Annotated in this window: 23 protein-coding genes; 14 read left to right on the top strand and 9 right to left on the bottom strand. The window is 38.9% G+C overall.

What is annotated here, in order from left to right; all coding sequences use genetic code 11:
- Positions 1–7 precede the first annotated feature (7 nt).
- From FFM66_RS09145 to xylB, 3 genes are read left to right on the top strand one after another with little or no spacing between them, the layout of a single operon-like run.
- Entirely contained in the window at positions 8–922 is a 915-nt protein-coding gene (locus FFM66_RS09145) for a carbohydrate ABC transporter permease (RefSeq protein WP_137605712.1), read from the top strand.
- Positions 922–1,755 (top strand): carbohydrate ABC transporter permease, encoded by an 834-nt coding sequence (locus FFM66_RS09140; RefSeq protein WP_137605711.1) that lies wholly within the window; start codon positions 922–924, stop codon positions 1,753–1,755. The genes FFM66_RS09145 and FFM66_RS09140 overlap by 1 nt, the downstream gene beginning before the upstream one ends.
- Before the next feature lie 12 nt (positions 1,756–1,767).
- Positions 1,768–3,258 (top strand): xylulokinase, encoded by a 1,491-nt coding sequence (gene xylB, locus FFM66_RS09135; RefSeq protein ID WP_137605710.1) that lies wholly within the window; start codon positions 1,768–1,770, stop codon positions 3,256–3,258.
- Positions 3,259–3,386: 128 nt separating this feature from the next.
- Here xylB and FFM66_RS09130 read toward each other — a convergent pair whose 3' ends face one another.
- Both FFM66_RS09130 and FFM66_RS09125 read right to left on the bottom strand, forming a co-directional pair.
- Positions 3,387–3,935 carry a sugar O-acetyltransferase gene (locus tag FFM66_RS09130; protein WP_137605709.1) on the bottom strand — a complete coding sequence of 183 codons (549 nt, stop codon included), beginning with the start codon at positions 3,933–3,935 and terminating at the stop codon, positions 3,387–3,389.
- Between the two features lie 104 nt (positions 3,936–4,039).
- Positions 4,040–4,912, bottom strand: a complete 873-nt coding sequence (locus tag FFM66_RS09125) for a helix-turn-helix domain-containing protein (protein WP_137605708.1) — start codon at positions 4,910–4,912, stop codon at positions 4,040–4,042.
- 246 nt (positions 4,913–5,158) lie between these two features.
- On the opposite strand from FFM66_RS09125, the gene FFM66_RS09120 reads away from it, so the two are divergent.
- The 3 genes from FFM66_RS09120 to FFM66_RS09110 all read left to right on the top strand — a co-directional run bounded on the left by FFM66_RS09120 (position 5,159) and on the right by FFM66_RS09110 (position 6,584).
- Positions 5,159–5,509 carry a hypothetical protein gene (locus FFM66_RS09120; RefSeq protein ID WP_137605707.1) on the top strand — a complete coding sequence of 117 codons (351 nt, stop codon included), beginning with the start codon at positions 5,159–5,161 and terminating at the stop codon, positions 5,507–5,509.
- A gap of 14 nt (positions 5,510–5,523) precedes the next feature.
- Positions 5,524–5,835, top strand: a complete 312-nt coding sequence (locus FFM66_RS09115; RefSeq protein WP_137605706.1) for a hypothetical protein — start codon at positions 5,524–5,526, stop codon at positions 5,833–5,835.
- A 125-nt stretch (positions 5,836–5,960) separates the two neighbouring features.
- Positions 5,961–6,584, top strand: a complete 624-nt coding sequence (locus FFM66_RS09110) for a TetR/AcrR family transcriptional regulator (protein WP_137605705.1) — start codon at positions 5,961–5,963, stop codon at positions 6,582–6,584.
- Here the strand turns inward: FFM66_RS09110 and FFM66_RS09105 are convergent.
- From FFM66_RS09105 to FFM66_RS09090, 4 genes are all read right to left on the bottom strand, one after another.
- A complete protein-coding gene (locus tag FFM66_RS09105; RefSeq protein WP_048604729.1) occupies positions 6,581–7,009 on the bottom strand; it encodes a helix-turn-helix domain-containing protein in 429 nt (142 codons plus the stop codon). The two genes, FFM66_RS09110 and FFM66_RS09105, sit on opposite strands and share 4 nt — an antisense overlap.
- 12 nt (positions 7,010–7,021) lie before the next feature.
- A complete protein-coding gene (locus FFM66_RS09100) occupies positions 7,022–8,584 on the bottom strand; it encodes an ATP-binding cassette domain-containing protein (RefSeq protein WP_137605704.1) in 1,563 nt (520 codons plus the stop codon).
- A 149-nt stretch (positions 8,585–8,733) separates the two neighbouring features.
- Positions 8,734–9,123, bottom strand: coding sequence for a DUF1048 domain-containing protein (locus FFM66_RS09095; protein ID WP_197076055.1), 390 nt, complete (start codon positions 9,121–9,123; stop codon positions 8,734–8,736).
- The gene (locus FFM66_RS09090; protein WP_048605325.1) at positions 9,113–9,448 is read right to left on the bottom strand and encodes a PadR family transcriptional regulator; all 336 of its coding nucleotides are present in this window, start codon (positions 9,446–9,448) and stop codon (positions 9,113–9,115) included. The genes FFM66_RS09095 and FFM66_RS09090 overlap by 11 nt, the downstream gene beginning before the upstream one ends.
- Positions 9,449–9,622: 174 nt before the next feature.
- Here FFM66_RS09090 and FFM66_RS09085 point away from each other — a divergent pair, with 174 nt between their 5' ends.
- From FFM66_RS09085 to FFM66_RS09075, 3 genes are all read left to right on the top strand, one after another.
- On the top strand, positions 9,623–10,015 hold the full coding sequence (locus tag FFM66_RS09085; protein WP_137605702.1) for a hypothetical protein: 393 nt from the start codon (positions 9,623–9,625) through the stop codon (positions 10,013–10,015).
- Between the two features lie 349 nt (positions 10,016–10,364).
- Positions 10,365–11,441, top strand: a complete 1,077-nt coding sequence (locus FFM66_RS09080; RefSeq protein ID WP_137605701.1) for an ABC transporter permease — start codon at positions 10,365–10,367, stop codon at positions 11,439–11,441.
- 6 nt (positions 11,442–11,447) lie between these two features.
- On the top strand, positions 11,448–12,131 hold the full coding sequence (locus FFM66_RS09075) for an ABC transporter ATP-binding protein (RefSeq protein ID WP_137605733.1): 684 nt from the start codon (positions 11,448–11,450) through the stop codon (positions 12,129–12,131).
- A 121-nt stretch (positions 12,132–12,252) separates the two neighbouring features.
- Here FFM66_RS09075 and FFM66_RS09070 read toward each other — a convergent pair whose 3' ends face one another.
- Both FFM66_RS09070 and FFM66_RS09065 read right to left on the bottom strand, forming a co-directional pair.
- Positions 12,253–12,774 carry a helix-turn-helix domain-containing protein gene (locus FFM66_RS09070; RefSeq protein WP_137605700.1) on the bottom strand — a complete coding sequence of 174 codons (522 nt, stop codon included), beginning with the start codon at positions 12,772–12,774 and terminating at the stop codon, positions 12,253–12,255.
- Positions 12,775–13,074: 300 nt separating this feature from the next.
- Positions 13,075–14,172 carry an NAD(P)/FAD-dependent oxidoreductase gene (locus FFM66_RS09065; RefSeq protein ID WP_137605699.1) on the bottom strand — a complete coding sequence of 366 codons (1,098 nt, stop codon included), beginning with the start codon at positions 14,170–14,172 and terminating at the stop codon, positions 13,075–13,077.
- Between the two features lie 152 nt (positions 14,173–14,324).
- Here FFM66_RS09065 and FFM66_RS09060 point away from each other — a divergent pair, with 152 nt between their 5' ends.
- On the top strand, positions 14,325–15,779 hold the full coding sequence (locus FFM66_RS09060) for an amidase (protein WP_137605698.1): 1,455 nt from the start codon (positions 14,325–14,327) through the stop codon (positions 15,777–15,779).
- Between the two features lie 57 nt (positions 15,780–15,836).
- Here the strand turns inward: FFM66_RS09060 and rnhC are convergent, their stop codons facing one another.
- The gene (gene rnhC, locus FFM66_RS09055; RefSeq protein WP_137605697.1) at positions 15,837–16,748 is read right to left on the bottom strand and encodes a ribonuclease HIII; all 912 of its coding nucleotides are present in this window, start codon (positions 16,746–16,748) and stop codon (positions 15,837–15,839) included.
- A gap of 192 nt (positions 16,749–16,940) precedes the next feature.
- Between rnhC and zapA the strand changes: the two genes are divergently transcribed.
- The 4 genes from zapA (at position 16,941) to trxA (ending at position 20,782) form a co-directional block, all read left to right on the top strand.
- Positions 16,941–17,381, top strand: coding sequence for a cell division protein ZapA (gene zapA / locus FFM66_RS09050; RefSeq protein ID WP_048604737.1), 441 nt, complete (start codon positions 16,941–16,943; stop codon positions 17,379–17,381).
- A 16-nt stretch (positions 17,382–17,397) separates the two neighbouring features.
- A complete protein-coding gene (locus FFM66_RS09045; protein WP_048604738.1) occupies positions 17,398–17,946 on the top strand; it encodes a CvpA family protein in 549 nt (182 codons plus the stop codon).
- Between the two features lie 75 nt (positions 17,947–18,021).
- On the top strand, positions 18,022–20,382 hold the full coding sequence (locus tag FFM66_RS09040) for an endonuclease MutS2 (RefSeq protein WP_048604739.1): 2,361 nt from the start codon (positions 18,022–18,024) through the stop codon (positions 20,380–20,382).
- Between the two features lie 85 nt (positions 20,383–20,467).
- Entirely contained in the window at positions 20,468–20,782 is a 315-nt protein-coding gene (gene trxA / locus FFM66_RS09035; protein WP_048604740.1) for a thioredoxin, read from the top strand.
- Positions 20,783–20,872: the final 90 nt, after the last annotated feature.

Below are 20,872 nucleotides of genomic sequence, written 5' to 3'. Positions count from 1 at the left end.
GTCAGATGTGAAAAAAACTAAAGGGAAATTTGAAAGATATAATCGATACGGTTATTTGTTTTTAGCGCCTTTTTTTATCGCGTTTCTAGTTTTTCAACTTTATCCAATTATCTATACAATTTTTTTAAGCTTCACGGACTTAAAAGGATGGAATCCAGTTGCAAATTTTATCGGTGTAGAAAACTATACGAATATTTTTGGAAATGCTATGTTTATCAAATCTATTAAAAATACCTTCATCTTATGGGGAGTCAACTTTATTCCTCAAATTGGGTTGGCATTACTATTGGCAGCATGGTTTACCAATATTAAATTGAGACTTAAAAATACTAGCTTTTTCAAAGTAGTTTTTTATTTACCAAATATTATTACTGCAGCCTCTGTAGCAGTTCTGTTTTATGCACTGTTTAGCTATCCGATGGGACCAATGAACTTAGTATTAACAAATTTAGGTGTCCTTGAGGAACCATTTGACTTTTTCCGAAGTGTTATGGGAACTCGGCTAATTGTTTCGTTCATTCAGTTTTGGATGTGGTATGGACAGACTACAATTGTTTTGGTTTCAGGAATCCTAAGCATTGATAATTCACTTTTTGAGTCAGCAATGGTTGATGGAGCCAATGACAATCAAATATTTCGTCAAATAACTTTACCATTATTGAAGCCAATTCTTCTTTATACATTGGTAACATCTTTAATTGGTGGTTTGCAAATGTTTGATATACCATTTTTATTAACAAATGGTAATCCAGGTAATAGCGTAACAACGATTACCATGTTTATTTACAAACAGGCTTTCACTGGTAGTAGAAACTTTAATGTAGCTGCCACAGCTTCAGTAATTTTATTAGTACTATCTATCGTCTTAAGTACATTACTATTCCGTTTCTTCAAGGAAAACAGCAAAGTGAGGGGTAAATAATGAGTAACGCTTATAAAATGAAACGAATCTTGATATACGTTTTTCTTATTTTACTTACTTTGTTGAGTATTCTCCCTTTTTGGGTGGTCCTAGTCAATTCAACACGATCAGCGGAGCAAATTCAACAGGGACTTTCTCTTATTCCAAGTGGTAATCTAAGATACAACTGGGAAGTGCTGATGAATAAGGGATTTGATGTTTTTGGAGGATTTAGAAATAGTTTTTTCATCTCAGCTGGTTCGACTGTACTTAATGTTTATTTTTCTGCTTTAGCAGCTTATGGTGTAATTGCTTATAATTTTAAAGGACGTAGAGCGGCATTTGCAATTATTCTGGGATTGCTGATGATTCCGCAACAAATCAGTATGATTGGTTTTTATCAATTTATGAGTAAATTAGGATTATTGAATAGTTTTATTCCTCTAATTTTACCATCTATCGCTGCACCAACATCAGTATTCTTTTTGAAACAATACTTAGAAACAATTTATCATCCGGATTTGGCTGATTCGGCACGCTTAGATGGTGCAGGAGAAATAAAGATATTTCATAATATTATCTTACCTTTGATGAAACCGGGCCTAGCAACAATGGCTATCTTCTCATTTGTCACATCTTGGAATAACTTCTTAATGCCATTGATACTAATTAATGATGCAAAAAAATATACCTTACCAATGTTGATTCAATTGTTGAAAACGGATGTCTATCGAACTGAATTTGGTAGTATGTATTTAGGAATTTCACTAAGTATTATCCCGCTCCTATTGATTTATCTATTTTTGTCTAAATATATTGTAGGTGGAGTAACTGCTGGTGGAATTAAAGAATAAAGGAGGTGGAGCATGTCTTACGTAGTTGGAATCGATTTGGGCACGAGCTCGTTGAAGGGATTGGTGGTCAACGAAAAAGGAGAAGTCATTGCTTCTGCAGTGGGGGATTACCCTTTATTACACCCTAAGGCCGGGTATAGCGAACAAAACCCGCAAGAATGGATCGAAGCCTGTGAAAAAGTTTTATTCGAGTTGAAAGAAACGGTCGTCGATTTTACTGAAGAATTGGCGGGGATTAGTTTTTCGGGACAGATGCACAGCTTGGTAGTTTTGGATGAACAAGATGAAGTGCTGCGTCCAGCGATTTTGTGGAATGATGTGCGAACAACGAAACAGTGTCAAGAAATCATGGCTTCTTTTGGGGAGGAAATGTTGGCACTCACGAAAAATATCGCCTTAGAAGGTTTTACACTGCCGAAAATTTTGTGGCTGCAGCAAAATGAGCCGGAAGTTTGGCAGCAAGTACGTCACATTCTGTTACCTAAAGATTATTTAGGTTTTTATCTGACAGGTACCAAACATATGGATTACTCTGATGCAGCGGGCACGTTATTGCTGGATGAGGCAAAAAAAACGTGGGCGACACCGATATTAGAAAAGTTTGCTATTCCTGATAATTATTTGCCGGAATTGATCGAGTCAACCGGCAAGACAGGTATCCTTCGCCAAGAGATAAAAGAAAAATTTGGGTTTTCTCAGGAAGTTCAAGTGTTTGCCGGTGGTGCTGACAATGCCTGCGGTGCGTTAGGAGCGGGCATTTTTGATGCGAAAACTGCTATGGCAAGTATTGGGACTTCAGGAGTTTTTCTTTCTTTGGAAGAATCTGCGCAACCAAATTATCAGGGAAAGCTTCATTTATTCAATCATGCGTTAAAAGATCAGCTTTATTCAATGGGCGTAACATTGGCAGCCGGTCATAGTTTGACTTGGTTCAAAGAAACCTTTGCCCCCGAGCAATCTTTTGATGAATTATTAGCCGGTCTTCAGGAAATAGCTCCCGGTGCGGAAGGATTACTATTCACTCCGTATATCGTAGGGGAACGGACGCCTCATGTGGATGGTAAAATTCGAGGAAGTTTTATCGGAATAGACACAAATCACACATTGAACCATTTTGCCCGAGCAGTATTGGAAGGAATTACTTTTTCTTTAAAGGATTCTCAAGTTCTTATGGAAGAAGTTGCCGGTAAGTCCTTTAAGAGAATCGTTTCAGTTGGTGGAGGTGCTAAAAATCCTGACTGGTTACAAATGCAAGCAGACATCTTTAATGCGGAAATTCTGTGCCTAACTGCCGAACAAGGACCAGGACTTGGAGCGGCGATGTTGGCTGCTGTGGGTCTTGGTTGGTATGACTCTCTTTCCGATTGCGGCAAGCAGTTTATTGGCTATCAGCCGGCTGTTCAACCAATTGCAGAAAATGTAGCACGCTACAAAGACCTGTATGAAATTTATCGTGAAATTTATCCGGCAACTAAAAAAATCTGCCATGAATTGCAACGATAAGTTAAGGAATCACAGATAAAAGCAAAAAGAATGAAACCAAGCCACTAATAGCTAGAGTGAAAAATCTAGCTTTAGTGGCTTGTTATGTTTTGCAGAATCTTTTTTAACAGGGTTTATTTGTCATTTATTCATTCACGAATGACTTTGCAGGGATTGCCAACAGCTAAACTATTTGCTGGAATATCTTTTGTAACAATACTGCCTGCACCAATCACACTGTTTGCGCCAATTGTTACGCCAGGTAAGATAACTGCGCCGGTGCAAATCCAGACATTGTCACCAATATTGACCGGATGGGCGTATTCTAGGCCGGCGATTCTTTCCTCAACATTCATTGAATGTTCTTCAGTTACGATAGAAACATTCGGTGCGATAAAGACATTGTTTCCAATCGTAATTTTTCCACTATCCATCAATTTGCAATTCACATTTAAGAAAAAATTGTCACCAACCGTAGTGTTATAGCCGTACGTGCAAAAAAGCGGCTGTTCAATCACACAATTCTTTCCAACACTGCCCAATAGTTCATGAATGGCTGTTTTTCGGGCATCACGGTCAAGAGGATGGAGATGGTTGTAGTCATAAAGTTTTTTTACTGTGGTATCGCGGTCTGAAACAAGTTCAGGGTCACTGGGTTGATACAATAAACCAGCATAAGATTTTTCTTTTTCTGTCATAGGATTCCCTTCCTCATCCGATTAAAATGTATAAGCGATTTCATATTATTGCAGAGATTACTGGATGGCAGTTCTCTTTTTCAAAGGAATATCGGTGGTGTTTATTACAATCGTTTCGTCCCAAAGCAGGAGATCAATAGATGACAAAACATCAGATCGTCCATATTTTTCACATCCAACTTGGTTTCCTCTTGGAATTTATCCAAGCGGTAAAGAAGCGTATTGCGGTGCAAAAATAATTCTTTTGAGGTAGAGCTGACATTTCCTTGATTATGCCAAAGGCTTTGCAAAATTGTCGACATGTCATCAACGAACCATTCTTCATAAAAAGAGCGCATAAAAAAGTTTTCTTTGATGGTGTCTTCTACAAGATAGGCGATTGCTGATTGGGTGAAGGGAAATTCTTTTTGAGTACCAGCAATCGTTAATTGTTTTTGGAAAATCTTGCGTTCTTCTTGGAAATTTTCATAAATGGCAAGAATATTTTTGTGAAAAGCACCAACAAAAATTTGCGAGTAGACATCAAAATCGCTGTCTAAAGCTTGAAATAGTCCGAAAATTTCTTCGGCAGTATAGTTGGTATCTTTTTTTTCTTCCACGATAAAGACATGAGTGTCGTCTAAAAAGAAGCAGTCCAGTAAAGCTGGGAACATGTCTCTGATTTCGTTTTGCCATTCTTTTTTCAAAAAACCGGTATTAGGTTTTAGCTGTAATTGAATTACTCGGAGAGTCGTTTCTTTGGCAGCTGGTTCGTCCTTGAAAAGAATACGATACCATTGGTGCTGAATTGCCGGACTGGTAGCTTTTTTTTGTGGCAACAGTGCCTGCAACAGCTGTTCTTCCTTTAAACCGAGCTCAGTCCGTTTAATCCAGGCGAATCCTTCGCTAACAGGAAAACTAACAATGCCTTGGTCTTCACTTGGTAGTAGATTCAAGGTACTTTCGGGATAGATTGATTGGATTGTTTGAAAATTCATTTTGTGGCCTCATTTGTTTGTGATACCTCTATTTTAGCAGTATCTGAGGAAAAATGGACAAGAAAAAAGAAAATTCTTTTTTTGTAGCAGCATTTGCTTTAATTTTTTAACCTGTTACAATGTAGTTGATACCGTTTGTTATTTTTTAATCAAAGGGGGTGATAGCCATGCATGGAGAATCCTTTTTAGTCAGGCTATTGCTGCCTACTAAATCAAATTGATCATTTTAGAAAGAGGAGATTTAGCATGTTTATTATTGAAGGAAACGAACGAAAAATCACACAGGTTTGGGAACATATCAAGCGGCACCATACAGGAGATAAAATTGCAGTTGTGGGCTTTGGCAATCAATTGCCGCAGACACAATTACGCAATAAACAAGTTATTTTTTATGATAATTTGGCTAAAAAACAATGGTTGTCACAAGCGGAAGCCTTCCTGCAACGTTTTGAGGAACACTACGATGGGATTATCTTTTATGTGGATTGCTCACAAAAAGAGGCGAATCGGTTAAACGAAATTTCAAAAAATTACACACCAAAATTAACAGCGACTGTTCATGCAGAAAAACCTGTCACGATCCAGCAGCTTGTCTGATGGAGGAAACCTACATGAAGAAAGTCATTCAAGAAGCAACGGTCAAAAATGCCATATTATTTGGCGGTCTGCAACTATTTCAAAAAGAACAATGGCGACAGAATAAGAAACCACAGGAGTTAAAAAAATTGTCGCTACAAATGCTGGAAATCATGCAACTTCACCTGAAAACTAAGAATCTGGTGGTAGGGATGCCGATGACAGGATACGAGGTTCTTTTGTTGGAAATCGAAGAAAAGAGCGAAATGATTTGTTACCATGAAATCGTAAAAATTCTGGAATCGGAAGAGGGACAATTTGTAAAAATCGAGCCTCTTGCAGCTTAAGAAAAATCAAACCTCTCTTTGAAAGCCTGAGCTTTTCAAAGAGAGGTTTTTTTCAGGTTCTCAAATGACAAGCTGTCACCTCCATGCTATAGTACAAGTAACTAAGAGAGCAAAGGAGCAAAAGAATGCCAAATCTTACTTTTTTGAATTTTTCAGAAGAAAGAAGACAGCAGATTTTATCCGTTTGTTTACGGGAATTTGAAGACAAAAGTTTAAATCAGGTTAAGGTTGCCGATATCATCCAAGCATTAAAGGTTTCTCGGGGAACTTTTTATAAATATTTTACTGATTTAGATGACCTATATCATTACTTATTAGATGATACCGCCTTAATTCTTCATGAAAAAATCGTGGCTGATATTCATGGTGAAGAAGATTTATTTTTCGAAGGAATCCAACGCTTTTTACTAAATTTTTTACAATTGGAGAAGCACTCGGATACTTATCGTGGGATGAAACTTCTGGTTTTGGGAGAAAAACTGCCCCGCACATACAATCCTGAAATTGCGGCACAAATGCGAGGACTCAATCAGCAATGGCAGCAAATTTTGATTAAAAACGCCTTTCAATTTTCCTCCCGGGAGGAAGCCATGTCTTTTTTACGATTTACAATGGAAATCGTGATTGATTTATTAAGTGATTATTTTGTCTACCGATGGCCAAAGGAACGTTTGCTTCAGGAATACGCTTTTCGAACCCAATGGCTGAAAAACGGAATTTTTCAAAAGGGCTCGCAGACAGACAATTAATTCAGTTGTTTTTCGATCCATCCGCCAAAACGCAAAATATAGGGAAAAGGGCCAATCAATGTGAATTCTGCGTGATGATCGTCTTTTTTTTGAAAATAAAAACTGCGCTGATTTCCCGAATAGACGGCATCAAATTCTGCCAGAAGAAGACTTTTTGTTTTAGCTAGCTGTTCGGTGGTGTCGAAAACATAGGCAATCACTAACATAGCTTGTGTTTCAATGGGTTTTTGATTGAAAAAAAGTGCATGGGGATCATCGGTATCAACAGAGTTGAAGGCCAGCAATTCTTTTTCAGAAAATCGCCATTTTCCGCCTATTTTTTTTCCTCTAAGCATCTCTGATTTTAAATAATTACGGATTGTTCGAGGGGTGACTTCTAATTTTTTTGCAATATCTTCTACGGTATAAATGTATTCTTCATTCATGGACTTCCTCCGTTATAATTGAATAATTTTTGTTGCAAACCGTTGATTTAATTCATCATGACTAGTATAAATGAAAATTGCCTGATTTGTCTTTTTAAAAAGCATTTCCAAAATTTTTTGAGTTGATTCTTGGTCGATACTACTGGTTGCCTCATCAAGAATATAGACATCTGCGTGTAAAAGTAAAAGTCGAGCAAGGGCAATGCGCTGTCTTTCCCCGCCAGAAAGATTTTCTCCGTTTTCTCTAAGAATCGTCTGCCAGTTCTTGGTTTTTAAAATAGGTGCCAATATCTCCGACTCTTCGATTCGTTGCTTTTCTTCCAGCGTTAATTTTCGCCCCCAGCCGATATTTTCTTCTAAGCTTCGTGAAAGAATCGTGACCTGCTGTGAAACGTAGCAAATGTGTTGCCGCAGAGAACTTTTTTTAATGTCATTGATGGGAATGCCATTGATTGTGATTCCTTCCGCTTCATAAAATCCTAGCAGCAGTTTTAACAGGGAGGATTTTCCACTTCCAGAAATTCCTTTTAAATAAACGACGTCTCCAGGTACCAGTTTTTCTGATAATGGATAGGAAAAAATTTCTTTCCGAGAAAAACGAGGTGTTTCAAATCGGAGTTCTTGAATACCAGTAATTGCGGTTGCACCTTCATGCTCGCAGTTTTCTTGTAATTGTTCTGTGATAAACAGTTGACTGGTGTCTAAGGTTTTCTTATCGATATTTATTTTTGATAATTGGCTAAGGGCGGAAAAAAAGAGCGGGAGCAGGATGCCAAGTAACAGAATACTGGAAAAAGGCAACTGCTCATTAAAAATATCATAGGTAACAAATAAATAAAGACCATTTTGGCAAAGCTGATTGATAAATTGTAGTGTTGCGCTGCTACCTTGCGCAAATTTATTTGTATCCGCAAGCGTTTGATAACTTGCTAATAGGTCTTGATGAAAAATTTTTTCTAACGAAGAGAAATCGGCAAATTGTTTCACGTAATCAACATTGTTCAAGGTGACCACCAAATCTTTATTCACCGTAGCGGATTGCAACTGCATCTTCAGCATCTTTTCCTGTAATTTCCTATTAATCAAACGATACCCAAAATAATTTAACGGAATCAAAAATAGTAAAAGAATAAAAATCAACCAATGGATAAAATAGGCAAAGACCAAAACCGCACCTAACATTAGAATACTGCCAGCTAAATCGCTTAATGAAGAAGTGACAAAAAGATAAAGAGCATCGACTGCCGTGAAGCAACGATTAAGAAGATAAGTTGGTTCCAGACGAACATATTCTGCTACTTTCATTTGATACATTTTTTTGATCAATTCAGAAAGAAAGCAGGTATTCATATGAGCTGCGTAATTTTGACGGTAGATTAAAAGAAACAGTTGTAAAAGAAAAGAAACGCTTAATCCAGCAAAAATCGTTCCCACAATTTTTGAGAAGTGACCGACGTTTTCTGCCTGCGTTCCCTGTAATACAAGCGGCATGACCAAATTTGTCACCGTCGTAAGTCCAACCAGCATAAAGGTGATAATCAGAAATTTCTTGTTTTTTCCTAAAATGTCCTTCATAGTTCTCACTACTTTCCTTTTGTTTCCTAAATAGTAACATATATTTAGTGAAAATGAAATAAAATGAAAAAAATATTGATAATTAGGAAACTAAAGGAATTAAAAGGATAAAAAAAAGCAAGACATGTGTCTCACTTTTTTACTTCAATTTATTTTTTATTGATTTTTTTTTGTACGCTGCGGTTGAGTTTTTCCCGTTGATTTTCCGTCAATGTTCTGGCATTTCGCAGCAGTTCATCACTAAATTCTGCTACATCTTCACCAGTAACTTCCAACACTTTCTTTCCTTCTGCCACACTTGCTTCAAATAATTCCAATAAATCTGTTTGAATCGCCATTAAATCATAGCCATCACCGCCGCCAAAATTTCCCCACATGTAGTGAGAGATTTTTTCGTAAACAAAGTGATATTCTTCAGGCAGAGTTTTAACTCGGGCTAAAAATTCTCGGTATTCTTTTTTGTCCTTCTTTATATTTTTTAGGGATTCCAGTCCTTTTTCCATGACGTCTAAACTGTTTTTGATAATTTTATTTGCCATATTTTTTCATCTCCTTGAGAGTAGTAATTCGTGTGCTTAAAAAATTCCATTTTTCCCAGAACGTGGTTAATTTTTCCTGCCCCGTGTCCGTAAGGGTATAAAACTTTCTTGGTGGTCCAATTCCAGATGGTCTTTTTTCGACAGCAACAAATTTATTTTTTTCCAAGCGCACTAAAATCGTATAGACAGTGCCTTCTACGACATCGGTGAACCCTAGATCATTGAGCTGACGCGTGATACCATAGCCGTAAGTTTCCTCTTGACTGATGATTTCCAGCACACAGCCTTCTAACACACCTTTCAACATTTCCGTTAGATTTTCCAGAGAACGCACCTCGACTCTTTATTTTCCCACTAATAAGTGTTACTTACTACTGGTATATAGTACCACTTACTAGCTGAATTGTAAAAGAAAAAACAAATAAATGTTGCGTTTGCAACAAAAAGATTGTAAGATATGACACACCAGTTAACTGATAAAAAAATAGGAGTGAGGAACATGAAAAGTATTCTATTGAAAAAGATAGAAAAAAATGAACTGTCGATTATAAAGAAAACTAGTCAAATAATCTTTTGTGAATCATTTGTAAAGGAAGATAATCAATATAATTTATCAATTTACCAAAGTGAAGCCCCAATATTCTCAAAAGAAGATGTGCTGTTAGATAGAAGTTTTTACCTGATTTTATCAGATGATGAAATCGCTGGATTCTTAGAAGTGGATCAGCATCAGAAAAGAGTGCAACCCAAGATACACTTAAAAAAATATTTCAAGCAAAATAAATTGGATCAGTTTCTTATGCATCATTTAGACGAAGTGAATAAAGACAAGGTGGTTTTAACAGAGAACTGGTTTCCTTATCATGAGGTTTGTTTGGGTTATACAGGGTAAGGGATAAACAAAAGAAGGGGGATTCTCTTAATAAAGCAGAACAATTGCAATCCGTCATAAAAATGGTGTTATCAAGTACCTTGCGTCGCATGTATTATGCAGATGCAATTACGGATGCTTTTTCTCCAACCAAAGGAAGTATTTCAGAGTGGTAATTTTAAAACCTCCAGCGAGAAAACTTTTCTCGCTGGAGGTTTTAAAAATTTAGAGCATAGAAAGCAGCAAAAGGTTGCAGGAAAATAAAAATTTTTCAAGCTTCTTTTTGTGACAAAGAGAGAATTTTAGTTTAGAATAAATCGAGTGACAAAGTGTCACCTGAGAAATAGTTTATATGTTGGAGGAGAAGGTTATGTTTTTAGCAATCAAAGAAATGCGCTATGCAAAGCTGCGTTATGGCTTAGTAATCGGTATCATGTTTTTAATTGCCTATGTAGTTTTTATGTTATCCGGCTTGGCTAGTGGATTGGCAGAAGAAGTGAAAAAGGTAATTATTGATTGGGATGCTCAAGAAATTGTTCTATCTGAGGATGCAAATAAAACCTTTGCTGCCTCACAATTGACAAGAAGTGATTTAGCGGCAGTTGAAGGAACAAAAAAAGCACCTATCGGTTTATATAGCGGAGCCATTACCAAGGGAAAAGAAAAAATCAATATTTCCGTGTTCGGGACATCGGAAGATGCTTTTTTGCTCCCAGAAATTACTAAAGGAAAAGGTTTCAATCAAGAAAATGAAATTATTATCTCAAAGAATTTAGCCGATAAAGGATTTAAAGTTGGAGATGTGGTTGAAATCGGCAGTTCATCGGAGAAATTAACCATCACAGGTATTTTTCCCGAGACTTATTACGCAGTCACACCGGTTGCCTATACGTCATTAGATACCTGGACTAAGTTGAAATTCAGTAAACAGCAATTTTTATCTGAGGATGCTAAGCCAATCAATGGCATCGTGCTGCAATCGAAAAATGGTAAAATCAATGCTGACAGTGAAACAAAACTGGAAAAACTGACAACCACTGACTTCATTGAAAACTTACCGGGGTATTCCGCACAAAATCTGACTCTTGGTGCAATGATTTACTTTTTATTTTTCGTTGTTGCTGCGGTAGTGGGGATTTTTATGTATGTAATCACTTTGCAAAAGACGGCTATTTTTGGTGTGATGAAAGCACAGGGAATCAGCAATAAATTCATTACGAAATCCATCATCAGTCAATCCTTTATCGTGGGCGTGCTGGGTGTGGCGATTGCCTTTGTCCTCGCTTATGGAACAAGCTTTGTCCTGCCTGATGCCATGCCTTTTGCGGTCATGGGCGGTCAGTGGTTATTATACAGCGGTATTTTGTTGTTAGTAGCAATTATCGGCGGGCTGTTTTCTATTCGAACAGTTGCAAAAGTTGATCCTATTACGGCAATCGGAGGGTAAAAAGTGATGAAAGATATTCTGGTAATGAAAAATATTGTCAAAACATTTGGAAAAGGTCATACGGAAATCACAGCGCTAAAGGGCATTGATTTTACTGTGAAGCAAAGGGAGTTTGTCAGTATCATTGGGCCATCCGGTTCAGGGAAGAGCACCTTTCTAACGATTGCCGGCGGACTGCAAAATCCGACTTCGGGAGAAATTTTTATTAATGATACGAACTTTTCTAAATTACCGGACAAACAGCGTTCTAACCTACGTTTCAAAGAAATCGGTTTTATTCTGCAAAGTTCCAATTTGATTCCTTTTTTAAAGGTAAAGGAGCAATTTTATTTAGTCGATAAAGTGGAGAAGAGAAAAAAAGAAGACCAACGTGTGGAAAGTATTTTGCGTTCGTTAGATATTTATGATTTAAAAGAGAAATTTCCTCGGGATTTATCCGGTGGGGAAAGACAACGAGTGGCGATTGGCCGAGCACTGTTCAACGAGCCCAGTTTGATTTTGGCAGATGAACCCACTGCCAGTTTGGATACAGATCATGCTTATGAGGTGGTCAAGCTGTTGGTCAAGGAAGCCCATGAAAACGAAAAAGCTACGGTTATGGTCACCCATGATGCTCGCATGATTCAATGGAGTGATCGGGTGTATCGTATGGAAGATGGGTACCTGATTGAGGAACCGAATAAAAAATAGGTACCAAACAAGCTGAAATCCGGTTAATGGATTTCAGCTTATTTGTCGTTTAATGTTGTGGCGATCAGTGGAATGTCAAAATTTCATGAGAGAAGAAACGGTGTTGCGGGCTGATATCTCATCAAATCCATAAAAATGGGGCTTCATAAATGCGAACATCTTCGATAGGAACATGGACTATTTGGGAAATCTTTGTACAAAGCTCTACGTCAGTCAGTTCGGAATTAAAACGTAGGTAATTATTCTGAGTATTGGTTGAAGTCCAACGAGACGCAAGTGAACGCAATTTAGGATAGGCAGTAAATTCATCAAGGTCATGTTTTTTATTAATAATGACGATTTTTTCATTACCGTGAATAGTGTCTACTTTATCACTTTTCATAATTTTTGACTCCCTTTTTCTTGTTTTCTCTTTTGTGAGCCATCCCTTTATAAAACTTTCTTTTTTTATACCCAAAATTAAATTGATATCTACATTAAAAAAACGGCTCAGCTTTACTAAATGATCTAAATCTGGATAGCTTCGATTTAATTCCCACTTAGAGATGGTTTGAGGTGTAATATTTAAGTAGTCAGCTACCTCCTTTTGTGTTAACTGTTTTTGTACCCTTAACTTTTTTAATTGCTCACCGATTTCTAACATCACTATATCCCTCGCTTTGACGAATTACTATAAAAGACAGCTGTCTTTTTTGTTGAATAGAATAAAATAGGATACAACGTAGCGTTGAGTACTTATTTAGAAAGCGTTTGTATTTTTTATTTTATCAATAAATGAGAAACGTAACAACTCTGGGTTACAAATAGAAAATGTTCCCTGATTTTGTAGTGATTCCAAAAGCTAGATCAAAAATCTAACTTTTGGGATCACTTCAGTTAAGGAACACTTATTGTACCGAAGAGATGATTCTTTCCAGCAAATAATCTTTACTAATGTCATTCACTACTGGATATAGGTATCCAAGGATTTTTCGTAAGGGGTGGTTTGAAGCTGACCAGTGTTGAAATATTCTGCTAAAAGATAACCGATATAAGGTCCGGTTGTTAGGCCGGAGGAGCCTAATCCACTGGCAACCGCAAGAGAAGGGGCTGTTTCCAGTGGTCCGAAAAATGGTGCAAAATCTGCCGTGTAAGCACGGGTACCTACTTGTATTTTTTTAAAGTGGGAAAATAATTCATCTGGTGCATGCAAGAAGTGCCGACTATTTTCTGTCAGTTGTAAATAAGCTTCATTGGTGGGTTGCAAATCCCAACCAGCGTCATTTTCATGGGTAGCCCCCAATAAAATAGTACCATCCATAAATGGAATCAAATCTGCTTCCCCATCTAACATTGCCACTGGCCAGTTGCCGCTTTCCTTGAAATTTGTTTCAAAAACGACTAACTGGCCTTTTTGTGGTTGAAGATCAACTTGAAATCCTAGTGGTGCCAGTAGTTGTTTTAATCGTGGTCCGGGAGTTAAAGCAACTAAATCAAAATCCACTGGCTGATCCGTGAGAACTTGCCAGCCGGTTTCTGTCTGACGAAGATTGGCTGTCGCCGAAATAATCGTGATATTTTTTGCTTTTGCTCGCCGAGTCAAGTGTTGCAGATAAGCCTTGCCATCCAATTTTCCACCACCAGAAATTTTTAGTGAGGGAATTTTGTTTAAGAGTGGTAAGGATGCTTGAGTTTCTGCTGCCGTTAATAATTGGATATCGCCGATTTCAGGTGCCCCAGCTTTTCTTTCTTCAGCAAGTTGCGCAACAGTTTCCAACTCCGCAGTATCTCGCAAAAGAAGGGTGCCGGTTTGTTGATAGATCTTTTCATCCAACTGCATATCTGCAATCAATTTTGGAAAAAAAGCTGCGCCGTCTTGAGCCAGACGATACCATTTTTTATTTCTCCGTTTTGACAGCCAAGGGGAAATGATACCGGCACTTGCGCCTGTTGCCTGACCAGTGGGCTCGTCAAAAAGGGTGATTGAGAATTTATTCGTATCCAAATAATTAGCGAGGGTCAAACCGATAATGCCTCCGCCAATAATGGCAATTTTTTTCATTTCTATTCCTCCCATGAGTTTCGTTAGTATTTTGCCATAAAATGGGGAATAATTCAAAAATGACGTGTGTTATTCGCTTCCCATCAAGCAGATGGGTTGTAGAAAAATTTGAGCTATGCTATGAATAAGAAAAGTGCTAAGGAGGGATCAAGATGAAAGATGGTATCTATTGGTCAGAGCAGTTAGCAAAAAAGAAGGTCAGTTTTGAAGAATTGGTGAAGGACATTGCACAAAAGGTAGAAAAACAAAAAGCGTTGAATGCGTTTATTACGTTTGATGAAGGACAGGCAATCAGGGAATTTCATTCAAGACAAACGACGGATTCATTGTTTTCCGGACTGCCAATTCCATTGAAGATGCTAGGACAGGAAAAGCAGGGCTGGTTGGCGAATTCCAGTTCGCGTGTGTTGCGTCAGCGTCGGGGAAAACGAACGGATAATTTTGTTCGTCAGTTGGAAAAATGCGGATTGATTCCTCTTGGTCAAACAAATGCACCGGAATTTGGATTTAAAAATATCACTGATCCCGAGCTTTATGGACCGACAAGAAATCCTTGGAAGTTAACACATTCGCCGGGTGGATCAAGTGGCGGTGCGGCAGCGGCGGTTGCAGCAGGAATTTTTCCGATGGCTGGAGCCAGTGATGGCGGCGGTTCAATTCGAATCCCAGCCGCATTTTGTGGCTTGATTGGCTTAAAACCGACACGCGGAGCCATACCTACTGGACCAAATAATTGGCGGGGGTGGCAAGGAGCAGCTATTAATTTTGCGGTAACTATTTCAATGAGAGATACGGAACGTCTTTTTTACGGACTGCGAGAAGGGGTCGAAAAAGTTGCTCCTTATCAAGCGGTGCGAGAAGAATGGCACCACCACAAAGCAGCGTCTAATTCAAAATTACGGATTGCCTTTACAACAGAATCCCCAGTTGGTAGTGACGTGGCATCAAGTGGGCAAGAGGCGGTAAAACAGGCAGTGGCTTTTTTAACCGAGGCAGGACATGAAGTAACTGAAATCAAGTACCCGCTGGATGGCAGAGCACTGATCGACAGTTATTATCTGATGTACGGCGGTGAAACGGCGGCGATGTTTGCTGAAATTTCAGAAGGAATTGGGCGTCCTGTTGAAAAAGAAGACATGGAATTAATGACTTGGGGAATTTATCAATATGGAAAGTATATTCAAGCTGCTGAATTCATTAATGGATTGCATTTATGGGATCAATCTGCCTACAAAATGGAGCAGCTTTTCGCTTCCTATGATTTATTTCTGACGCCTACTACTGCGCACCCAGCCCCAGAAATTTTGGCGGATTTGCAAAGCGATGACATCCGTGAACGACTGCATCATTCCGCAGAATTTTCAAAGGAGCAATTGGATCGCTTGATCCATGAAATGTTTGAAAAAAGTTTAGTGGTCACTCCCTACACTCAGCTTGCCAATCTCACCGGACATCCCGCCATCAGCTTGCCAACATTCGTTACAGCAGAAGGTTTGCCGATGGGGATTCAGTTTATGGCGTCGAAAGGTCGGGAAGATTTATTGTTACAGATTGGTTTACTTTTTGAAGAAAATCACCAATTTATATTGCCAGAGGTTTATCGTTGAGCGTTGAATGAAGAGTACTCGATCAATTTTATGATTAGTTGGTTTTGACCAAATTTTTTATTCCATTCCAGCTAATTTCAAAGCTTTTTGCGTATTGGCAAAATGTAGTTTGGCATAATTGGTCAAAAGCGCCAGTCCGCCTTTTGTTAATATTTTTGCGGCAACGGCATCGGATTTTGCACCAGCACCTGAAGGCAAAGGAATACCAACTTCAGTTGAAGCCTGTTCCAGAGCGTCCAAAAAGGCTGCTCGACAAAGAATCGAGGCAGCAGCCACAGCCAAATGGTATTGCTCGCCTTTGGTAATGAAAAAAAGTTTCTCGGTCACTTGATTTTTTTCTGCTCGTAAATAGTTTCGATAATTTTTTTCATTTGTAAATTGATCGATCAAGATCGCTTCTGGCTGTTTAGGGGCGATTTTTTGTTGCAGTAAATAAATTGCCTGATTATGCAATGCAACCTTCATACGAACAGCATTGTAGGTGGGTTGAATCGCATTGTATTTCTTGGGATCAACAATCAGTTGTTGATAGGGAACTAGCTCCTTGATTTTAGGTGCCAGATTTCGAATTTGAACATCCGTCAGCATTTTTGAATCTTTGACTCCTAGTTTTTGTAAAGCTGGTAAAACGGGTTGTTCAGCATAAACAGCACAGACGACCAACGGACCAAAATAACTTCCATTGCCCACTTCGTCGCTGCCGATGATGCTTTTTTGCGCAAAATCTTTTGGTAGAACAGTTGTTGTAGGAGTCTTTTTTTCTGAAACGCTTCCCCAGCGAGCGGCTTCTTGCTCGGCTTGTGGACCTTGGAACATGACTTTGCCGGAAGTGTAGGCAGTAATGGTCGTACCGTTTTTTTTGGCAATGAAATCCGTATAAGGGACTTGCTTTGACAGCAGATCGTTTTGATAGGCATGTTTCATTTCAGTGATCTTTATTTTGGAAACTTTTAATACTACGTGGCTCATTTTCTTCATCCTGTCTTTTTTCTCTGATGTAAATTTTACCATAGATTGAAAAAAACGTGAGGGATAATTTGGACTAGCCGTAGAAATTCTCTTGTTTTTCGCTTATAATAAATAAGAGTTTGCGAAAAGTGAAACGGCTGTCTGCGTGTTATATTTAGGAATGCTGGTAAAACTAGGAAGGAATTGATTCCCGTGGCAACAGAAAAAAAGCGTTACAAAGCGGTGATTGCCAACCAAACATATACCATCATCGGACGTGAAAGCAATCGTCATATGGATACTGTTACGAAGTTGGTCAACGAACAATTGAATGAAATCAGAGCCATGTCTCCCCAAATTGATACGGAGCAAGCGGCTATTTTATTGGCGGTCAATGCGATCTCCGATCAGCTAAAAAAACAAGAAGAACTCTTGAAACTTCAGAAAAAAAGCCAAGAATTACATAAGCAGGCGATTAAATCCACCGAATTGGAAAATCGAATCAAACGAATTGAAGCGATTGAAGCAGAAGCTCGAGATGTTCTGGATCGTACTGGTCGGCAAGATGTAGAAATCAAAAATCATGTTGAAGCGCAACAAATTTTGAATGAACAGCGCAAGCGGGATATTCAAGAAAAAGCTACGCAGGAATAGCAGAAAGGAATCAAGAATGTTTGGATTGATCCTCCTTCTTATCTTAATTATTTCATTTTATGTTGGCGGTCGCCGTGGTGCACCGTTACAGATTGTGTATACGATTGGTTTTGTTTTCTCCATGATTCTCGCAAATGTCTTTTACAAAGATCTGGCGGAGAAGCTGGAGCTATACATTCCTTACCCATCAGTTACCGAAGATTCTAAAATGGTTTTCTTCGATCAGACGACTGCACTGGATTTAGATAAGGCGTATTATGCAGCGATTGCCTTTTTAGTGGTCTTTTTTATCTGTTGGCTGATCACAAAGTTTATTGGAATTTTCTTTAACAACTTACGATTTAGACGGTTATTGCCGGCAAATGACTGGTTGTTAAGTGGTGTTTTGAACGTGTTGCTAGCTTACACGGTTATCTTCTTGATTTTGTATGTGTTGTCGATGGTTCCATTAGCAACCATCCAAAATGTCTTTCGAAAGAGTGTAACAGCCCGTACAATGGTAGAACATTCACCATTTTTATCTTGGTTTTTTGAAAAGCTTTGGGTAACAAATATTTTAGCGTAAATGTAGAAAGGACCAGATTGAGCTACTAGCTATTTAATCTGGCCTTTTTTGAATGAATGAAAAGTAGGTGAAAAAATGAATCATCGAATTCTTAGTGTTATGGAGTTTGATAAAGTCAAACAACTCGTGGCACAATATTTGGCAACTTCTCAAGGAAAAGAAGAGTTGGCACAACTTCAGCCAGTCAGCGAAGAGTCGGTAATCACCTCTTGGCTGCAGGAAACAGAAGATGGAATAAAGGTTCAACGGTTGCGTGGGGGAATTCCGATTCCCAAAATTGAAAATATCCGCCCGCAAATGAAGCGAATCGAAATCGGTGCCGATTTGAACGGTATCGAATTGGCACAGGTTTCCCGAGTACTGTCGACAACTAGTGAAATCAAGCGATTTATCAATGATCTAGAAGACAGCGAGATTGATTTTTTGCGTTTGTATGAATGGGCAGAACAACTGATTACGATTCCTGACTTGAATCGTCGATTAAAGGAAGCGATTGATGAAGACGGCTATGTGACAGACGATGCTTCTCCTGAACTGCGGAGTATTCGCCAAAACATCCGTCGCAGCGAACAAACGATCCGAGAACAATTGGATGGAATCATTCGTGGGAAAAATGCCCGCTATTTAAGCGACACGATTGTGACCATGCGAAATGATCGGTATGTTATTCCTGTAAAACAAGAATACCGAAGTGTTTTTGGAGGTGTGGTCCACGACCAAAGTTCTTCCGGACAAACGCTTTTTATTGAGCCAAAACAAATCGTGGAGGCAAATAACCGACTGCGGCAGCATCAAATCGCTGAACGGTCAGAAATCGAACGGATTTTAGCAGAACTTTCCGCAGCATTGGTTCCTCACCGCAAGGATATTTTGCACAATGCCTATGTGTTGGGAAAATTAGATTTTATGAATGCCAAAGCCCGTTTTGCCAAAGAAGTCCAAGGAGTTGTTCCGCAAATCAGTCCGGAAAATCACGTGGTTTTCAAGCACGCCCGCCATCCACTGATTGACAGTGAAAAGGTTGTGGCAAATGATATCACGATTGGTAAGGAGTACCAGGCAGTCGTGATTACCGGACCAAATACCGGTGGGAAAACAATCACCCTGAAGACCTTGGGCTTGCTGCAATTAATGGGACAGGCTGGTTTGCCCATCCCAGCGGATGAAGAAAGCCAGATGGGAATTTTTACAGAAATTTTTGCAGATATCGGGGATGAACAGTCCATCGAACAAAGTCTGTCGACTTTTTCTTCCCATATGACCACGATTGTTAACGTTTTGGAAAAAGTTGATGCCCACAGCCTAGTACTTTTTGATGAGCTTGGTGCAGGAACCGACCCACAAGAAGGTGCAGCGCTGGCGATTTCAATTTTAGATGAATTAGGTGCAAAATCTGCCTATGTGATGGCGACTACCCATTATCCGGAACTGAAAGTTTATGGATATAATCGGGCGAATACCATCAATGCCAGCATGGAATTTGATGTGGATACATTGAGTCCTACCTATCGTTTGCTGATTGGTGTTCCGGGACGAAGCAATGCCTTTGAGATTTCGAAGCGGTTGGGTCTGCCTCAAAATATCATTGATGAAGCCCGACAAATCATGGACGGCGAAAGCCAAGACTTGAATGAAATGATTGCAGATTTGGAAAATCGCCGCAAAATGACGGAAACAGAGTATTTAGAAGTTCGTCACTATGTGGAGGAAGCGCAAAAACTCCACGGAGATTTAAAAGAGGCTTACAGCTTTTTCTTCGATGAAAGAGAAACTGAAATGAAAAAAGCACGGGAGAAAGCCAATGAAATCGTGGAACAAGCCAAAGAAGAAGCCGAGAAAATTATCTCTGATCTGCGAAAAATGCAGCTGGCTGGCGGTCAGACAAAAGTAAAAGAACATGAGCTGATCGATGTACGGACAAAATTAGGTAATCTCCATCAAGAAGAGCAGTTGAAGAAAAATAAAGTACTGCAAAAAGCCAAACAAGCTAAGAAATTAAAAGCTGGAGATGAAGTACTCGTCACCTCTTACGGACAGCGGGGCATCCTGTTGCAAAAAAAAGGCGAGCAATGGCAAGTACAATTGGGAATTTTAAAAATGACGTTGCCGGAAACCGATCTTCAGTCTGTTGCACCGGCAAAAGAACCCGTTCAACGCATCGTAAATTCCGTTCGTTCAGCAAGCAGTGCCCCAGTTCCCAATCAATTAGATTTGCGGGGCAAGCGGTATGAAGAAGCGCTAAACGAAGTCGATCAATATTTGGATGCTGCCATTTTGGCAGGATATCCACAGGTGACGATCGTTCACGGAAAGGGAACCGGTGCCTTGCGTCAAGGAATCACCGAATATTTGAAAAACCATTCCAGCGTGAAGAAATTTGAATTTGCTCCAGCAAATCAAGGCGGGAACGGAGCAACTATTGTGACCTTTAAGTAGTCTTACTATTTGTAAGCAAGAAATTAGGAAGAAAAAAAGGTCAATGCTATAATTGATTCAGATAATAAAGAGGAGGCCAGAAAAAATGGCAAAAGCAATTACAGATAAAACTTTTTCTGAAGAAACAGATAAGGGGTTAGTGTTGATCGATTTTTGGGCAACATGGTGTGGTCCTTGTCGCATGCAAGCACCAATCTTAGAACAATTAGCGGAAGAATACGATGAAGATGAATTCCGAATCGTAAAAATGGATGTAGATGAAAATCCAGAAACACCCGCATCTTTTGGAATCATGAGTATTCCAACCTTGTTATTGAAAAAAGACGGCGAAGTTGTAGAAAAAGTCGTCGGTGTTCATACAAAAGACCAATTGAAACAATTGATCGCAGCCCACGCATAAAAAATGTAAAAATAAAGGCTCTTTGTCAAATAGTGTTGTTTTGAATTAAATCTGGAAAAGAGAGCATTCCGGTGTTCTCTTTTTTTGTTA

Source organism: Enterococcus songbeiensis (assembly GCF_005405265.1).
GTDB lineage: Bacteria > Bacillota > Bacilli > Lactobacillales > Enterococcaceae > Enterococcus_C > Enterococcus_C songbeiensis.
The sequence above is the reverse complement of the archived record's forward strand: the minus strand, read 5'-3'. Positions and strand labels throughout refer to the sequence as shown.

Excerpts from the sequence above, each read along its gene's own strand:
- FFM66_RS09140 (WP_137605711.1), top strand. The coding sequence starts at position 922 with ATGAGTAACGCTTATAAAATGAAACGAATCTTGATATACGTTTTTCTT.
- xylB (WP_137605710.1), top strand. The coding sequence starts at position 1,768 with ATGTCTTACGTAGTTGGAATCGATTTGGGCACGAGCTCGTTGAAGGGA.
- FFM66_RS09130 (WP_137605709.1), bottom strand. The coding sequence starts at position 3,935 with ATGACAGAAAAAGAAAAATCTTATGCTGGTTTATTGTATCAACCCAGT.
- FFM66_RS09125 (WP_137605708.1), bottom strand. The coding sequence starts at position 4,912 with ATGAATTTTCAAACAATCCAATCAATCTATCCCGAAAGTACCTTGAAT.
- FFM66_RS09120 (WP_137605707.1), top strand. The coding sequence starts at position 5,159 with ATGTTTATTATTGAAGGAAACGAACGAAAAATCACACAGGTTTGGGAA.
- FFM66_RS09115 (WP_137605706.1), top strand. The coding sequence starts at position 5,524 with ATGAAGAAAGTCATTCAAGAAGCAACGGTCAAAAATGCCATATTATTT.
- FFM66_RS09110 (WP_137605705.1), top strand. The coding sequence starts at position 5,961 with ATGCCAAATCTTACTTTTTTGAATTTTTCAGAAGAAAGAAGACAGCAG.
- FFM66_RS09105 (WP_048604729.1), bottom strand. The coding sequence starts at position 7,009 with ATGAATGAAGAATACATTTATACCGTAGAAGATATTGCAAAAAAATTA.
- FFM66_RS09100 (WP_137605704.1), bottom strand. The coding sequence starts at position 8,584 with ATGAAGGACATTTTAGGAAAAAACAAGAAATTTCTGATTATCACCTTT.
- FFM66_RS09095 (WP_197076055.1), bottom strand. The coding sequence starts at position 9,123 with ATGGCAAATAAAATTATCAAAAACAGTTTAGACGTCATGGAAAAAGGA.
- FFM66_RS09085 (WP_137605702.1), top strand. The coding sequence starts at position 9,623 with ATGAAAAGTATTCTATTGAAAAAGATAGAAAAAAATGAACTGTCGATT.
- FFM66_RS09080 (WP_137605701.1), top strand. The coding sequence starts at position 10,365 with ATGTTTTTAGCAATCAAAGAAATGCGCTATGCAAAGCTGCGTTATGGC.
- FFM66_RS09075 (WP_137605733.1), top strand. The coding sequence starts at position 11,448 with ATGAAAGATATTCTGGTAATGAAAAATATTGTCAAAACATTTGGAAAA.
- FFM66_RS09070 (WP_137605700.1), bottom strand. The coding sequence starts at position 12,774 with ATGTTAGAAATCGGTGAGCAATTAAAAAAGTTAAGGGTACAAAAACAG.
- FFM66_RS09065 (WP_137605699.1), bottom strand. The coding sequence starts at position 14,172 with ATGAAAAAAATTGCCATTATTGGCGGAGGCATTATCGGTTTGACCCTC.
- FFM66_RS09060 (WP_137605698.1), top strand. The coding sequence starts at position 14,325 with ATGAAAGATGGTATCTATTGGTCAGAGCAGTTAGCAAAAAAGAAGGTC.
- rnhC (WP_137605697.1), bottom strand. The coding sequence starts at position 16,748 with ATGAGCCACGTAGTATTAAAAGTTTCCAAAATAAAGATCACTGAAATG.
- FFM66_RS09045 (WP_048604738.1), top strand. The coding sequence starts at position 17,398 with ATGTTTGGATTGATCCTCCTTCTTATCTTAATTATTTCATTTTATGTT.
- FFM66_RS09040 (WP_048604739.1), top strand. The coding sequence starts at position 18,022 with ATGAATCATCGAATTCTTAGTGTTATGGAGTTTGATAAAGTCAAACAA.
- trxA (WP_048604740.1), top strand. The coding sequence starts at position 20,468 with ATGGCAAAAGCAATTACAGATAAAACTTTTTCTGAAGAAACAGATAAG.